The sequence below is a fragment of the Streptomyces sp. NPDC059875 genome, assembly GCF_042731085.1.
In the GTDB taxonomy this organism is placed as follows: domain Bacteria; phylum Actinomycetota; class Actinomycetes; order Streptomycetales; family Streptomycetaceae; genus Streptomyces.
The window spans coordinates 127,494-141,699 of the sequence record NZ_JBHWJZ010000025.1 but is presented as its reverse complement, the minus strand read 5'-3'; the positions used below and the strand labels follow the sequence as shown (position 1 = coordinate 141,699).

The window sequence follows — 14,206 nt, the reverse complement described above, 5'->3', positions numbered from 1 at the left end:
CTATGACAAACGCGCCAGCCACTACCAAGCCATGGTCACCCTCGCCTGCCTCCGACTCTGGCTGCCATGACTTTCCGGACAGGCCCTAGGGCCTGTCCGGCCGATCATGCGGTTGATCCGAGCACCGGTCCAATCCGGGAGGTCGGGAAACGGGGAAGCGCCGGGCCGGGGGATCTTGGCGCGCTGGCCCTGGTAAAACAGTGACCGGTGGGTATCCAGGAGCGCCAACGCAAGATGTACCGGCCGCTGCAGCGGGCCGGCCTCGAGGTGATCCCGGACGCAGTGCCGGACGGCACGATGCCGTTCGTCTTCGGATGGCATCCCAAGGACGTTGTCGGCCGCTTCTCCCGCCAGTACGAAACCCCACGGCTCGTCGAGCGTCTCAACGAGGACTGGTACGACCTGGCGGTCTCCTCGGGCCTTCTCGACCACCGGCGCGAGTTCCTCGTCCTGCTTACCCACGGCACCCACACGCACCAAGCCGTCCTGCGTAAGCAGAACCAGCACTATGGCCGCCGTGCCGCACCGGCGGTCTGGACCCGGATCCGGCTCCTGGACCGCTGGGACATCATGGGCCGGGGTGCTGCATCGGCGTTCCTCGGCATACGTGCGGGCCACCCGGGCTTCGGCATGATGGCGCTCGACAGCAGCGTGTACATCAGCTGCTCGACGGGCGAGATCGGTGTCGACGTGAGTGCGGTGGCCCACCCGGCCCGCTCTGAGAACATCCTGCAGGACCTGGAATGGTACGCACATTGGGACTATGCCCTTGCCGACAAGGAGTTGCAGAAGCGGATCGCCGTATGGCTCGCGGGCGCGCACCGGGGACCGTCAGCCGTTCCGACCGATGACCACGCGCCCCCCTGGCGGCGAGGTCGGTAAGATTGTCGCCGTCCAGCTGATTATGTGACTACTCCGTTGCCGAATCGTTCACGTGGTCATGGGGCGGGGTGACCTGACGGATGCCGAATGGGAGCGGCTTCGGCCGTTCCTGCCGGTCAGTAACGGTCGTTGCGGCCGGTGGCGGGATCACCGGCAGGTGATGAACGGGATTCTGCACCGGGTGCGGACCGGCGTGCTGGCGTGACCTGCCCGAACGGTTCGGTCCGTGGAAGACGGTCTATGAACGCCACCGCCTATGGTCGGCCGACGGAACCTGGGAACGCTTGCTCCGGCAGGTCCAGGCCGAGGCCGACATGGCCGGGGAGGTCGGCTGGAACATCTCGGTCGACTCCATCGTGGTGCGTGCACATCAGCACGCCGCCTGCGCCCGCACCGATCCGCCGCCGGCTCCCGCCTCAAAGGGGGACGTGCCGGCAGAACACCAGGACGAGACGCCGTGGCAGAGCCTCGTCGCCCGTCTGGCGGAGGTGGTGCAGAAGGTGAGGGCTTGGGCCGCTCGCGCGGCGGGTTCACGACCAAGCTCCATCTGAGTGCGGACGGCCTCTGCCGTCCGTTGTCTCTGATCATCACCCCGGGACAGCGGGCGGACTGCACACAGTTCGAGCCGGTGTTGGAGAAGATTCGCGTCCCGCGGATCGGGCCGGGCAGGCCGCGGAGGAGGCCTGACAGCCTCGCGGCGGACAAGGCGTACAGCAGCGGCCCCTGCCGCGAGTACCTGCGTCGTCGGGGCATCCGGCACACGATCCCGGAGAAGGCCGATAGCCAGGCTGCCCGCTTACGCAAAAGCTCTCGCGGCGGACGGCCAATCGGTTTCGACGAAGAGCGGTACAAGAAACGCAACACCGTCGAGCGGGCGATCAATCGTTTGAAGCAGTACCGGGCGGTCGCCACTCGCTACGACAAGCGCGGCTACGTCTTCCTGGGCACCGTCACAGCAGCAGCCCTCTCCATCTGGCTGTGAACGTGATCGCCCGGACAAGACCTAGTGGGCGGTCCGGTCGGGAGCCGCACTCGACCCGGTGGGGCGGCTGGACGCGGTACGGCGCAGGCCGACGCACAGTGCGGATCGGCTGTCCGCGACGGGTAAACCGGCCGTGATCACCACGGGCACGAGCTTCTGCCCCGTGCCAGGTGGCCAGGTGAACCGTGCAGGTCCCGATGCCGGACGTCCCGGGAGCATCCGAGTCCATGATCGGCCGGAAACTTCCGCAGCGGCCGGTCCCCGGCGCAGCGGAAGGCGCGTTCAGCAGGGGCCCTTGTCCTGACCGGTGCCGCAGACCGGACCGGGGTCTTCGTAGATGGAGATCAGGAAGAGAGCGAACGCGACCAGAGCGATCGTGACACCGATCGCCCAGTACCTGTTCTGCCTGCGACGGGCGTCCTCGTCGCGCCCGTCGCGATCCTCGTCAGCGTCCATGACATCCCCCTCGGAAGGCTTCCCGCCGCCGGACCTTTCCGTGCGGTGTGCCGTTTTCCCCTGGAGATTCTTTCTCGTCCACAGGGCACTCACTCCTACAAGCCCCGAGACATACGCCCCAGGGCCGGCTGGGGCGCCGCCGGCGCCCCGATCCCTCACCGCGGAGTCGATCAAAAGCGTCTTCTTCCCGGACCCCGGGCAGCTGATCGGCGACGGCGAGCCATCCGGCCGGCAAGCCGGGCACTGGCGCTGGTGCGCCGGCAGCGGAGCTATTCGCGGCACGCGCTGTCGCGGTACGAGATGCTGCTCGACGGCCAGTACGGGCAGACCGGCCGGGCGGCTGCAGACGGCCGTACGAAGCGATCGCGGCGGGTATCCCGCGTCAGGCGATGGAGCGCGGGCGCCGAATCGGCACGGAGCGATGAGTTCTGACGTCCTCGACGGTCTTTGGTGCATGGAGAAGACGCAGCACATCGATCTGGGAACGGCCGCGGAGCGGGTGGCACGGCTCGCCGAGGGCATCGACGACGAGCGGCTCGGGGACCCGACGCCATGTCCGCAGTACGCGGTACGGGAGGTACTCGCGCATGTCGCAGGGCTGAGCGTGGCCTTCCGCGACGCGGCCCGCAAAGACTTCGGGCCGACGACCGGTACGCCGCCCGGCTCGGTCCGGCCGGTCCTGGCGGACGACTGGCGTACCGGGCTGCCGAAGGCGCTCGACGCACTGGCGGCGGCCTGGCGCGAGCCAGGCGCCTGGGAGGGAGACACCCAGGCGGGTGGCGTCGAGCTGCCGGCCTCCGTCATGGGCATGGTCGCGCTCAACGAGCTGCTGATCCACGGCTGGGACCTCGCGCGGGCGACGGGCCAGGCCTACGAGGTGAGCGAGGAGGAACTGGCGGTGTCCGAGACCCTGCTGACTCCAGAGGAAGACGCTCCGGCCGAGGAAGGATTCTTCGGCCCGATCGTCCCGGTCCCGCACGACGCGCCCCTGCTCGACCGAGTGGTGGGCCTGAGCGGCCGACACCCGGACTGGCGTCCTCCGGCGTCCTGACGAACCAGGAGAAGACAACGGCGACTGTCCCCCGGCGTACACCAGCCCACCACGTCCACGGGACTCCGGCCGCCCCGGTGGGCGAACGACATCAGCCGGCCGTGCAGGCCCAGCAGAACAAGCAGGTCACAGGTAGCGTCGTGGCAATGACGTTCAGCGCCTGTCCGAGGACACGCCGCCTGCCTCGAACATTCCGAGACAGGCGCTGACTCTTCCGGATGCCACTCGCAGCAGTTGGGGCACTGCCGGACAGCCCTGATACGCAGGCCTCACCGCACTCGTCATCACAGCCGCGGGCGCTGTGTTCTGGCCCGCCATCTCACTGCTCTGGCTCTGCACGCGATCGGGGTTCTGGCGCAGATCTTGGGGAGCGGTCGCGGAGGTTACTGAGGTCTTCTCGGCAACGTGAGGTTGCGGTGAGTGACGGGGCGGGTGCATGCTCGCGGCCTAGTTCAGCGGCGCCAGGGTGCGCAGGACGCAGAACTCGTTGCCCTCGGGGTCTGCCATGACCACCCAGCTTCGGCCTGGGCCTTGGCCCACATCCGTCTTGGTGGCGCCGAGGCTGAGCAACCTGGTCACCTCGTTCTCGGTGCTGCCGTTGATCGGGCTGACCTCGAGATGAAGTCGGTTCTTCACGGTCTTACCCTCGGGCACCTGGATGAACAGCAGTGTGGGAGGCATCTGGCGAGCCCGGACATCCTCGACGGTCGGCACCCAGGAGCCGATCTCAACCTTGCCCTCGCTTTTGTCTATCACCTTGAAGTCCAGGACCTCGCACCAGAAGGCCGCGAGTCTCTCCGGATCGTGGCAGTCAACGGCCAACTCGGTGAACCTACTTGTCATGACTCTCCCAGATAGTGCGGACGGGACTCAGAGTATTGGCCCGAGCCGCCCTCGTCCCGCTCCAGCTCCAGCTCGAACAGGGCTGCAGCACCTGAACAGAGGTCACGAACTGTCAGGCGACATTACCGACAAGGGTTCACTGAAGGAGGATCATCCTGCGGACTCCACGGCGCGGGCAGTCGCCTGCAGCGCGGTGTCCACCGTCTCGAAGTCGAGGCGAGCCGCACGCTCCCGAACGGTGCGCTCCCACTCCGCAAGCTCCGCGCAGCCGCGGTCGTCGTCGGCCAGGTGCTCGTGCCGCAAGTCCTAGCGCGCGTCGAGCCGGGCTTCCTCGAGGGCCGCCGCGACGGCGTCGGCGTCCATGCCTTTGGCACGGCACCGCACGACGCGCCTGCCGATGCGGGCGTGGTCGACCAGCTCGCGGGGCGCGGCTACGCGGGGGCGGTCGGCGTGCGGTGCTCCGGGCCGGCCAGGGCGTGGTCATCGTCGGCCTCGTATTCGTGGGGTGGATTCGCAAGTGGGCCACCGCCAGAGCGTTGTATAGCGGCCCGCCGAATATGTTTCATCAGCAGTCCCGGAATTCGGCCGTGTCAGAACCGGACCTTCGTCGACTGGACGTGGGTAAGAACTTCCTGGCCTTCGTCGGCATAGCCGCAACCCTCATCGGCTACCGCCGCCTGAAGCGACGAAGCGCCCGTCAGGAGCGGGAGAACACGGCCACGTCGTAGCGTTCGAGGACTGGCCGGGGCTTGTCCAACGCCTCTCTCCGGGCCGCGGCCTCCAGGCGTTCAAGGCCCCAGTGGAACTCCTCATCGGTGAGATGGGTGAACTTCGACTGAGGCCGGCTGACCAGCCTGGCGTGGTAATCCGCCAGGTTCGCTGCGACCGGCTGGGCAAAGGAGGTGACCTCGTCCAAGGTGAACCCGGCAGAGACGAAGTCGGCGACCACTTCCGCTTCGCTCGGAAAGCGTCGCTCATCGATCGCCCGGAGCTGCGGCCAGTAGTCGTACACCAGCGCATCCAGCCGTTCGCGGAACGTCGTGCGGACGACTACCTTCCCGCCGACGCGCAGCACGCGGACCAGTTCCCGGGCCGCTCGCACGCGGTCGGGGATGTGATGGATTACGCGGGACATCAAGGCCAGATCGAAGACGCCCGCAGCGGCGGGCACCGCCTCCGCCTCCCCCGACAGATACCGCACGGCGGGATGCGGATGATGCCGTCGGGCCTCGGCGAGCATCACCTTGGACGCATCGACGGCCACCACCTCACTTCCCTCGATCCAGCGAGCCATCGCGGCCGAGAACATGCCCGTTCCCGATCCGATCTCAACGATGGAAGGCGACGACCGCTGCGCATAGGCAGCGATCAGCTCGACCCAGGCCCGCAGCGAGGCCTCGGGCATCTCGTTGCCACGCTCGTAGGCGCCAGCCAGTCGCTCGTCGTCATAGACACGGCTCATGGAACCGATCCTCACCCAGGGATCACACCCAAACAAGAACACCTCCGCACCCCACGGACGCCAAAGGAAACGACGTCTGAGAACTGCTGACAGAACGCATGTCGATGGGTCGGTGATCGTCGTGGCGTGCTTGGGCCGAGACGCGCCGTCCAGGATCGGCGCAGCCTCACCCGCCCGCCGGCCGAAGAAGACCACCGCCGTGAAGTCCTGGAAGCTGCCCGGCTTTCGAGCTGGCCCACCTGCGGCTGATGACGTACGGGTCGGCTATGGCAGGCGGACGATGCGCGTGAGCTCCGCGGCGCCGCCCACGTGGACAAGCAGGCCGGACGGGCTGTGCTGTGCGGTGGCGGTGATCGTGGACGGGCTGCCGAGGGAGTCGCCCATGTCGACGGCGAGGTCGGTGATGTTGGTGATGTTGGTGATGGCGGTGATGTCCCGAACGGCTAGGTGAGCAGCGAGACATGCGGTGCTGTTGGCGTTGGCGATGTCCTCGGCGACACCGATCGACGGGGCGAACATGCGGGCCGCGATGCGGCCCGTGGACGTCGGCACGGAGTAGACGTAGCAGCCCAGGAAGCCGAGACGGTCACAGGCGGTACGGAGCCGTTCGAGGTCCGGGCCGAGGGCGGCGAGTACGGACCGCGAACGCACGGGAACCAGTAATCGGGGCCGCCCCACCGAGGCGACGCGGGTACCGTGCGCGAGCATGTCCGAGGCGACGCCGAGAGCGGGCAGGACGAGGTCGCGCTCGATCCCCGTGGGCTCGCGCAGGTCGACCGGACCGGGTTCGAAGGCGGCATTGACATGTCTCTTCTCCCGTACGGACCAGCCGGCGAAGACACGCCCTGCCGCATGGAGAGTGGTTCGGTACTTCTTGCCCCCGGCTCGCCCGGCCAGGAAGGCCAGAGCGGCAACCGTCCCATGGCCGCACGCAGGCAGTTCTCCCTCGGCAGTGAAGAAACGAAGGGAAACCGCGGGCCCGCCGGGTCGGCCGTCGTGCACCGAGACGAAGACGGCATGCGACGTGCCCATCAATACCGGCACACGACGGCGCTCGTCGTCGTTCAACGGCGCCTCGTCCATCACCGCGGTGGGGCTGCCGCCTCTGCCTTCGCGCAGACACGCGCGGACGATGGCTACAGGCAGACCACGCCCGCTCATCAGCGCCGGCCCCGTGGTCAGCGAGCCGGGTAGGGGGTGGCCCAGGTTTCCTCGTCCAGGAGGAGTCCGTTGGCCAGATGGCTGATGGTCCGGTACCAGCCGGTCAGCACGAGGAACTCCAGCAGTTGGGCCTCCTCGTAGTGGTCACGCAGGGCGCTCCACGCCGCGTGCGAGAGGTGGGCGGTGTCGTGCAGCTCGTCGACGGCGCCGAGCAGCGCCGCATGCCGTGGCGGCCAGCAGGCGTTGGACGTGGGGTCGGTGTCGGCGGTCGCGCGGAGCTGCTCAGGGCTGAGTCCGACCTGCTGGGAGAAGACGGAGGCGTGCACGCCCCATTCGTAGGAGCAGCCGGCGCGGGCGGTCACCCTGGCGATGACGATCTCGCGGTCCAGGTCGGGGAGGAGTCCGTGGCCGAGCAGTCCGGCGCCCACGGCGAACATGCGGGAGGCCAACTCGGGGTTGCGGTGCAGCACCCGGAACAACGCCAGAGGCTCGTGCGCCACCCCGGGCGGCATCCACCTCCGGAGCGCCCGGTCGATCTGCGCGGAGTACGGCGGTTCGAGTGGTTCGATGCGCGGCATGCGCCACTCCTTCGCTTCTGTTCTCGAAGCACTATGCTGCTTCGAGAACAGAAGCACAAGGAGCGGGCATGGAAGCCAGAACGCCGCGGCCAGGCACACCGGTACGAGGGTCCGAGTCGGGCCGTCCGGTCATGGCCGCACTCGATCTGCTCGGGCGGCGCTGGACGCTGCGCATCCTGTGGGAGCTGCACCAAACCCCGGCAGGCTTCCGCGAGCTGCAACGCCGATGTGAGCGCATGTCCTCCAGCGTGCTCAGCGCCCGGCTCGGCGAGCTGACCGACGCCCGCCTGCTCGCCCTGCACGCCGACGGCTATCGCCTCACCCCACTCGGCAACGACCTCGTCGATGCGCTCCGCCCGCTCGACGCATGGAGCCAGCGATGGGCGGGCGAAACGGACGCCGACTCATCATGAGGACCACAACAGCACCGATCGGATCCAACCACCTCAAAGATCATTCCGTTAGGAGTCCTTAGTGCGCGCTCCCGCCCAACGTCTGACTGTGAGCCTGGCTGTGACGGCACCCGCCCCCGCCTACTTCGCGTGCCAGGACCCGAGGTTGTTGTCACCCGCGCCCGCGGCGCGCTGGAGGGCGTCCGAGCGACCCACGATGCCGTGAGGCAAGTATGCGGAGCGGACGTCCAGCTCCCATCCGTGCACCTGGACGGCGAGCGCCGCCAGGGCGAGGGCGTCGGGCGGCAGCAGCGTGCGCGGGGCTGGGTCTGTGCCCACGCTCTCGCGGTGGACGACGAGCCGGGCCGCCAGGGCCTGCTCGAAGGCGCGCCGGTCGTCGTCGAGCAGGACGCGCAGCAGTCGCTGATCCGGAGTCAGCGCCGGGGCCGCGTCGAGCCGCTGGGCGGCATCGGCTCGCTCCTGCGGGTCCGGCTTGCGCAGCGGCACGGTCGGCCAGTCGCGGGGCAGGTGCCCGCTTGCCTCGGTCAGATAGAGGCAGAGCGCCTCCATCGCGGCCAGGTCGGCCGGCTCCGACGTCGAGGTCAGCTTCGAGTACGGCACTCCGTCGCGGATCGCGGGGGCGAAGTCACCGCGCAATAGCAGTCCCGTGACCCGCCGCCAGTCCCACACCAGTCCGCTGACCACGACCGCTGCGAACGTGTCCAGCCACGTACGGGCCGTGGGAGCCTCGTCGACGACGTCCTGGAACGCCATCTCCTCGCTGGTCAGCTCCTCACGCACGAGCAGCAACGTGATCTCCTGGTCGCCGTTGGGGTAGCAGCCGAGACTGATCACGCCCAACGAGCACTCCGCAGCCGTCACCAGCGCGTGGCGCGAGGTTTCGTCGAGCCCGGGCTCCGTCAGCGCGCGAGCGGCGACGTGATCGAGCAGCTCGTCGGCCATCTCCCGCAGCCGGTTGAGGCGAAAGCTGCCATAACGCATGCTGTGCCACCTCCCGAAGGCCCGCCCGTCGATGTCGTCGAGCGCCTGGGCTATGCGCTCCTCGCTCACGTCGTGATGCGCCACTGCCTGCACGAGTGCCGTCCTTTCAAGATCGATCCGCCGGAAAGCGGCACGCTATCAGCGCCCTCGGACATCGTTACCCGAACGCCCGGCCTCGTCGGCGGGTGCGGCCAGCCCAGTTCCAGCCCGCGATGTCGGCGTAGTACGCGTAGTCGTCAACACGAAGTGTCGGGCGGAGAGCTGGGCGCGCCGCCCCAGCTCCAACAGGCGGTGGATCTGGTGGCCGCACTGAGGAGTCGGTGCGGGCCGCACGCGCACACCCTGGCAACTGACACCTCCCTCAGCGGCGTTGGGTATGCAGAAGATCGCGCCGGGTGGTGACGAGCTCGCGCCACCGTGCGCGGGTGGCCTGTTCACCGTCCAGCCATCGCGGCGCCACGTGTCCGGCGGGCAGCGGGAGGTCGGCCATGAAGGATGCGATGTAGTACGCGAAGTCCCCGTTCCGGGTCAGGCCGCGCAGCCGGGAGATCGTGGCAGTCAGCGCGCCTTGGGCGTCCATGACAGCCTGGTGGAAGGCGAGGGCCAGCTCGAGGGTGGACGTCATGGAGGTGAGCCCGGCAACGTCGAGCTCAGTACGCAGGACGCGTACGCGGCCCTCGATCCCGGGGCTGTCGGCATCCCGGATGAGGGCGGCGACGGACGCGTTGATGCTAGTGGCACGCAGGGCGAGATGGGCCAGGAGCCGCACCCCGCGGGAACGGGCCGTGGTGGTGCGGCTCGTATGGTGCGCCGGCCTCGCCTCGCGCGGTGAGCCAGGCGATCGACACCGAGGTGCCGCAGCCGGCTCGCCGGAGCGGCCTCGATCTGAGGACCGCTCCGGGAGCGCGGCACCACCAGGACCAACGCGCAGGTCAGCAGCGCGGGATGAGCCTGCTCCAGTCCGCGTATCTGCCCGTCGTCAGATAGTGGTCGTTCACATACCCGCCGGACAGTGCGCCACCGGTGTCGACGAAGAACCAGTACCGGTTTCCGGTGCCGTCGGCGTCCACCGCCCCCTCGGTCCAGCACTGCAGGATGAGCTGGTTGCCGTTCTGGCCGCGGTAGTACTGATTGCGCCCGTGGTCGTAGTCGGGCGCGTTCTGCAGGCCGAGGAACGACCCGGGGTGGATGCCGGTGACGCGTGCGCACCAGTCGTTCGGATTGCCGCCGATGGAGCACCGGTAGGGCTTCTGAGCGGCCGGCGTCTCAGGTGCCCCCGCGCACCGGGGCACGTTCGGAATCCACGCCGGACCGCGCAGATAGAGGTTGCTGATCCAGCCGTGCTGCTCGGGCAGATACGACCAGACGTCATTGGTGACGTTCCCGGACGTCACCTTCTCACCACGCTGTTGGCAGGCGACGTACACGGTGGTGGGCTCCGCGAACCGATGGCTGATGGCGGCGTCCCGGGTCGGTGCGGTACGGACGTTGACGTTTCTGGCCCACATCTGCACCGGCGTGGTCCCGTCCGGCGGGCCCGGGGGGCGGGGCGGTGGGTGCACGATGCCGCGCTGCGCCATCGCCGCGGCCACGGCACGCTCTGCGGTCCGGGCCGCGATGCGCGCGCCCTGCCGGTTCTGCCACGCGATCACCGGGTTCCCGTTCTCCTGGGCATTGTCCCGGTAGGAGATGTGGGGTGGGTTCCCCGCGCCTCCGATGATGCTCTGGAGGAACTCCTCCATCCAGTTGCCCGTGCCCGGACGGCCGGGCTTGTTGCAGACCAGGTCGTCGGTCCGGCAGACGTCGAAGTACCGTCCGTCGCCGATCATCCCGGCGAACACCGAGGGCACGGGGAGACGCTGCATCAGCCCGCCACGGTCGACGGAGGTGTCCGCGGGCCGGTAATCGGGGCCGAGGGTGAGCATCTGGCCGTTCTGCGCCATCCCGAGCTGCCCGTTGTGCCGGGACGCGTCGCCGATCGTGATGGCGGCGCCGACCGTGTCGGAACGGCGCTGATCCCCGGTCACTGCGTGGGAGGCGAGAGCGTTCTTGACGACCTGGCCGCCCTGGGAGAAGCCGATCAGGATGAGCGTCGGACGGCTCGCGCAGGAGGCGTAGAACTGGATCTCACGGACCAGTTCGTCGCGCCCCTGGTACATCGAGGGCCAGTAGTCGACCGGCCCCGGATGGTCGCCGAACGGCCAGGGAAAGTGGAGCGGCCAGTCCAGGGCCGAGGCGGGATAGGGAAGATTGCGGGCGGTGATCTCACCGGGCCGCACGCCCTGCGCCACGAGCTCCTTCTTCACCGCCCGGACGTACGTGTCGTTGACGCCGGTGGAGCCGTAGGGAGTGGTCTCCCCCTCTTTGACGTACTCCGAGGTGCCGTAGGCGCTGATGATCACCCAGGGCTTGTCGCAGTTCATCGCCGGCTGCGGAGGCGGTGGGAGGGCCGCGGCCCGGGGCGCGGCGGCGATCTGGGCCGCCGACAGCACGCCGGCCAGCAGGGCGAGGACCGCCGCCCACAACGGCAGGTGTAACGGTCCTCTTGGTGCGCTCGGTCTCCTCATGCGCGAGTCCCCCTCTTTTTCGTCAGGCCACGAGTGCGGGTACGAGCACAAAAGTCAAGCGCCCCGGCGCGTACGGAATGGTGTTCCGCCATGGGGGAAGGGTGAGAGGAACGCACGGATCAGCCTTACAAGTTGACGATCGTCCTCCTTTGCCGGCGACATGGCGATGTTGCTGATCTGCCAGTACCAGAGCAGCAGCACGACGTCTTAGTGGAGGTGCCAGATGCCGTCGGTGATGGGGTTGATCGAGGAGCGGGAGGTCGCTGCCCGGCAGCGGGTGGAGTTGCTCCCGACAGGTCCGCATCGCGTTTGACGACCGTGAGTGCGAGACGCAGTGCCTTCGCGGCGAAGTCGACCAGAGGACCGGTGGAGCCGCCGTCGGCCCAGACCAGCCCTGAGCAGGAAGAACCTCCTGGTCAGCCGGGTGAGCAGAACCTGGGCCGCCTCCCGGTCGGTCACGTTCGCCGCGGTGACCATGACCGTCAACAGCAGCCCTGTCGTGTCGACCACGATGTGCCGCTTGCGGCCGTTGATCTTCTTCCCACCCTCGAAGCCGCGTGAGGAGGCGGGCACGGACGCGGCGGCCTTGACCGACTGGGAGTCGATGATGCCTGCGGTCGGCTCCGGGCCCCGGCCGGCCGCGGCGCGGGTCTTCCCACGCAGCCGGTCGTGGAACTCTTTGACCAGGCCCTTGTCCCGCCAGCGGCGGAAGAACACGTAGACCCGGTGCCAGGCGGGAAAGTCCACTGGCATCGCCCGCCACTTGATTCCGTTGTCCACGAGGAAGCGGATCGCGTCGATCATCTGCCGGTGGCAATAGCTTTCCGGCTGCCCGCCACGGCCCTCCAGCCAGCCGGGCACCGGCATCGCGGCACGGACCTGGGCCCACTCCCGGTCCGTCATGTCCGAGGGGTAATGACGCCTTCGCACACCGTGGTCGGCCGCGTTCCCGTACACATGGGCGAGACAGACACACGACGGGATGTCAGGGTTGGACTCCACGGACACCGGCACGGAAGACTGAGGCACAGGGCCTCCTGACGCTCGAATGGACTTCAACACCCATGAGCTGTGCGGGAGGCCCTGCCTTCATTCACCGGCCACGAGCCGATCACCCAACCGAGCACCCAAGTTCGCCCCGCAACCGAACCTCTCGGTACGACAAAAGCTACTTACGCGTCGGAGTGCTCCGGCAGGGTGAGCCAGTCCGACCAGGAGATCTCTCGGCCGAGGAAGCGCGGCTGCTCGAACGGCCAGTCGGCGGCGATCCACTGCGGCACCAGCTCATCGAGGGCCTGCTCGACCTTGCTGTCCACCAGCTCGTCCACCACCCACCAGGAGATCTCGCCGTCCGCGCCGGCCCTCTCCGGTGGGTCGATGTAGACGCAGCCGAGCAGAGCTGTCTCCGCCGCGTCGAACAGCGCGTAGTTGAAAGACTGGTGTGCGGCGATCTCCTTCTCGTGCCGCAACAGGTCGGCCTGGTCGGCCTCGTAGGTCATGGTGGCCGCAGGCCAGCCCCAGGCTGGGCCGAAGATGGTCCACAGCCGCTCGCGCGAACCCATCACAGCCGGATAGTCGAGCGGGGTGTCCGCCTCCCGGATCGGCCGCAGGTGATGACCACTGCCCGGCAGCGGTACCAGGACGGGATGGACGAAGTTATCGGGGAGCCAGCTCATAGCGCCCGACCGTAGCAGCGCGCGGCCCTCCGTTCCTTTGGATTTGGCCCGTATACCGCCAGGACCGGCTCTCATGCCGGGCAGTGTCCGCGATCACCCGATCGAGATTCCCGTTCGATCGACAGACTCCAAGATCGGTATGGCAACGGCTTCTGAAGCATGCAAGCATGTGACTCTCCGCAGCCGCTTCACGGAAGTTCTGCCAGAACCCGAATTGCGACGGCGTTTGTTCGGCACTTCGGAAGGCACCTCTTCCGCGTCGGGCTTGATGTTCACGAGAGCGGGATATCACCAGGCGCCGGGCGGGGCCTGACCGGCCTACTCAACGGGCTCGACAGTGCGGTGTGGATCTAGGCTGGCCTCATACCTGATCAGGCGGAGAGATGGGGCGTCAGCGTGTCGGAGGACGGGCAGGAGGAGCTGGCCGAGGCGCAGCGTGAGCACTGGCAGCAGACCTACGGCGAGCACCCCGGCATGTACGGCCAGGAGCCGTCTGAGCCTGCCGTCCACGCTGCCGCGGTGTTCCGGGGCGTCGGTGCGCGTGAGGTGCTGGAGCTGGGCGCCGGGCACGGACGTGACGCGCTGTATTTTGCCCGCGAGGGTTTCTCCGTGCTGGCCATCGACTTCAGTCCGGTGGGGCTGGAGCAGCTGCGCGAGGCTGCCGCCGTGCAAGAGGTCGCCGAGCGGGTCACCACGGCTGTCCACGATGTCCGCGAGCCGCTGCCGCTCTCGGACGCCTCGGTGGACGCGGTCTTCGCACACATGCTGCTGTGCATGGCACTGTCCACCGACGAGATCCACGCCCTGGTCGCAGAAGTCCGACGCGTGCTTCGACCTGGCGGCGCCTTCGTCTACACCGTCCGCCACACCGGAGACGCGCACTACCAGGTTGGGACCGGGCACGGGGATGACATCTGGGAGCACGGCGGCTTCGCCGTCCATTTCTTCCCCCGCGACCTGCTCGACGCCCTGGCCAAGGGCTGGAGCCTTCGGGAGGTCCACGCCTTCGAGGAGGGTGGCCTCCCGCGCAGGCTGTGGCGCGTCACCCAGACCCTGCCAGCGTGAACCGGGGCCCCGAAGGCGAGGTGCCGTCGCATCTCTTGAGCATTCCGGTCTCGCAGTGACGCCCAAGTGCTGCCCGTACCGGCGTCGAA

15 protein-coding genes and 1 pseudogene are annotated in these 14,206 nt (G+C 68.3%); 5 read left to right on the top strand and 11 right to left on the bottom strand.

The window, feature by feature from the left end:
* Positions 1 to 207 precede the first annotated feature (207 nt).
* The gene (locus ACFV9D_RS27760; protein ID WP_385151738.1) at positions 208 to 882 is read left to right on the top strand and encodes a hypothetical protein; all 675 of its coding nucleotides are present in this window, start codon (positions 208 to 210) and stop codon (positions 880 to 882) included.
* Between the two features lie 58 nt (positions 883 to 940).
* Positions 941 to 1,864, top strand: a pseudogene (locus ACFV9D_RS27755) (IS5 family transposase).
* Between the two features lie 282 nt (positions 1,865 to 2,146).
* Here the strand turns inward: ACFV9D_RS27755 and ACFV9D_RS27750 are convergent.
* A complete protein-coding gene (locus tag ACFV9D_RS27750; protein WP_385151736.1) occupies positions 2,147 to 2,320 on the bottom strand; it encodes a hypothetical protein in 174 nt (57 codons plus the stop codon).
* Between the two features lie 421 nt (positions 2,321 to 2,741).
* Between ACFV9D_RS27750 and ACFV9D_RS27745 the strand changes: the two genes are divergently transcribed.
* Positions 2,742 to 3,371 (top strand): TIGR03086 family metal-binding protein, encoded by a 630-nt coding sequence (locus ACFV9D_RS27745; RefSeq protein WP_385151733.1) that lies wholly within the window; start codon positions 2,742 to 2,744, stop codon positions 3,369 to 3,371.
* Between the two features lie 447 nt (positions 3,372 to 3,818).
* Here the strand turns inward: ACFV9D_RS27745 and ACFV9D_RS27740 are convergent, their stop codons facing one another.
* The 5 genes from ACFV9D_RS27740 to ACFV9D_RS27720 form a co-directional block, all read right to left on the bottom strand.
* Complete coding sequence (locus ACFV9D_RS27740) at positions 3,819 to 4,214, bottom strand: VOC family protein (protein WP_385151730.1); 396 nt, start codon at positions 4,212 to 4,214, stop codon at positions 3,819 to 3,821.
* A 150-nt stretch (positions 4,215 to 4,364) separates the two neighbouring features.
* Positions 4,365 to 4,517 (bottom strand): hypothetical protein, encoded by a 153-nt coding sequence (locus ACFV9D_RS27735; RefSeq protein WP_385151727.1) that lies wholly within the window; start codon positions 4,515 to 4,517, stop codon positions 4,365 to 4,367.
* 394 nt (positions 4,518 to 4,911) lie between these two features.
* On the bottom strand, positions 4,912 to 5,676 hold the full coding sequence (locus ACFV9D_RS27730; protein WP_385151725.1) for a class I SAM-dependent methyltransferase: 765 nt from the start codon (positions 5,674 to 5,676) through the stop codon (positions 4,912 to 4,914).
* 264 nt (positions 5,677 to 5,940) lie between these two features.
* Entirely contained in the window at positions 5,941 to 6,837 is an 897-nt protein-coding gene (locus tag ACFV9D_RS27725) for a PhzF family phenazine biosynthesis protein (protein ID WP_385151722.1), read from the bottom strand.
* A 17-nt stretch (positions 6,838 to 6,854) separates the two neighbouring features.
* Positions 6,855 to 7,415 (bottom strand): carboxymuconolactone decarboxylase family protein, encoded by a 561-nt coding sequence (locus ACFV9D_RS27720; RefSeq protein WP_385151719.1) that lies wholly within the window; start codon positions 7,413 to 7,415, stop codon positions 6,855 to 6,857.
* 68 nt (positions 7,416 to 7,483) lie between these two features.
* Here ACFV9D_RS27720 and ACFV9D_RS27715 point away from each other — a divergent pair, with 68 nt between their 5' ends.
* Positions 7,484 to 7,828 (top strand): winged helix-turn-helix transcriptional regulator, encoded by a 345-nt coding sequence (locus ACFV9D_RS27715; RefSeq protein ID WP_385151716.1) that lies wholly within the window; start codon positions 7,484 to 7,486, stop codon positions 7,826 to 7,828.
* Positions 7,829 to 7,948: 120 nt separating this feature from the next.
* On the opposite strand, the gene ACFV9D_RS27710 is transcribed toward ACFV9D_RS27715, so the two are convergent.
* From ACFV9D_RS27710 to ACFV9D_RS27690, 5 genes are all read right to left on the bottom strand, one after another.
* Positions 7,949 to 8,902 carry an immunity 49 family protein gene (locus tag ACFV9D_RS27710; RefSeq protein WP_385151713.1) on the bottom strand — a complete coding sequence of 318 codons (954 nt, stop codon included), beginning with the start codon at positions 8,900 to 8,902 and terminating at the stop codon, positions 7,949 to 7,951.
* Positions 8,903 to 9,170: 268 nt separating this feature from the next.
* Positions 9,171 to 9,578: a hypothetical protein gene (locus ACFV9D_RS27705; RefSeq protein ID WP_385151710.1), complete on the bottom strand. Its 408-nt coding sequence runs from the start codon at positions 9,576 to 9,578 to the stop codon at positions 9,171 to 9,173.
* Between the two features lie 163 nt (positions 9,579 to 9,741).
* Complete coding sequence (locus ACFV9D_RS27700) at positions 9,742 to 11,376, bottom strand: cutinase family protein (protein WP_385151707.1); 1,635 nt, start codon at positions 11,374 to 11,376, stop codon at positions 9,742 to 9,744.
* 207 nt (positions 11,377 to 11,583) lie between these two features.
* On the bottom strand, positions 11,584 to 12,279 hold the full coding sequence (locus ACFV9D_RS27695) for an IS5 family transposase (protein ID WP_385151704.1): 696 nt from the start codon (positions 12,277 to 12,279) through the stop codon (positions 11,584 to 11,586).
* Positions 12,280 to 12,548: 269 nt separating this feature from the next.
* The gene (locus ACFV9D_RS27690) at positions 12,549 to 13,052 is read right to left on the bottom strand and encodes an N-acetyltransferase (RefSeq protein ID WP_136224069.1); all 504 of its coding nucleotides are present in this window, start codon (positions 13,050 to 13,052) and stop codon (positions 12,549 to 12,551) included.
* A 396-nt stretch (positions 13,053 to 13,448) separates the two neighbouring features.
* Between ACFV9D_RS27690 and ACFV9D_RS27685 the strand changes: the two genes are divergently transcribed.
* Positions 13,449 to 14,117, top strand: coding sequence for a class I SAM-dependent methyltransferase (locus ACFV9D_RS27685; RefSeq protein ID WP_385151700.1), 669 nt, complete (start codon positions 13,449 to 13,451; stop codon positions 14,115 to 14,117).
* Positions 14,118 to 14,206 lie beyond the last annotated feature (89 nt).

Bases quoted from the DNA above. Each gene is read 5' to 3' on its own strand.
- ACFV9D_RS27695 (WP_385151704.1), bottom strand. From the start codon at position 12,279: ATGACGGACCGGGAGTGGGCCCAGGTCCGTGCCGCGATGCCGGTGCCC.
- ACFV9D_RS27730 (WP_385151725.1), bottom strand. From the start codon at position 5,676: ATGAGCCGTGTCTATGACGACGAGCGACTGGCTGGCGCCTACGAGCGT.
- ACFV9D_RS27750 (WP_385151736.1), bottom strand. From the start codon at position 2,320: ATGGACGCTGACGAGGATCGCGACGGGCGCGACGAGGACGCCCGTCGC.
- ACFV9D_RS27690 (WP_136224069.1), bottom strand. From the start codon at position 13,052: ATGAGCTGGCTCCCCGATAACTTCGTCCATCCCGTCCTGGTACCGCTG.
- ACFV9D_RS27740 (WP_385151730.1), bottom strand. From the start codon at position 4,214: ATGACAAGTAGGTTCACCGAGTTGGCCGTTGACTGCCACGATCCGGAG.
- ACFV9D_RS27725 (WP_385151722.1), bottom strand. From the start codon at position 6,837: ATGAGCGGGCGTGGTCTGCCTGTAGCCATCGTCCGCGCGTGTCTGCGC.
- ACFV9D_RS27700 (WP_385151707.1), bottom strand. From the start codon at position 11,376: ATGAGGAGACCGAGCGCACCAAGAGGACCGTTACACCTGCCGTTGTGG.
- ACFV9D_RS27720 (WP_385151719.1), bottom strand. From the start codon at position 7,415: ATGCCGCGCATCGAACCACTCGAACCGCCGTACTCCGCGCAGATCGAC.
- ACFV9D_RS27715 (WP_385151716.1), top strand. From the start codon at position 7,484: ATGGAAGCCAGAACGCCGCGGCCAGGCACACCGGTACGAGGGTCCGAG.
- ACFV9D_RS27745 (WP_385151733.1), top strand. From the start codon at position 2,742: ATGAGTTCTGACGTCCTCGACGGTCTTTGGTGCATGGAGAAGACGCAG.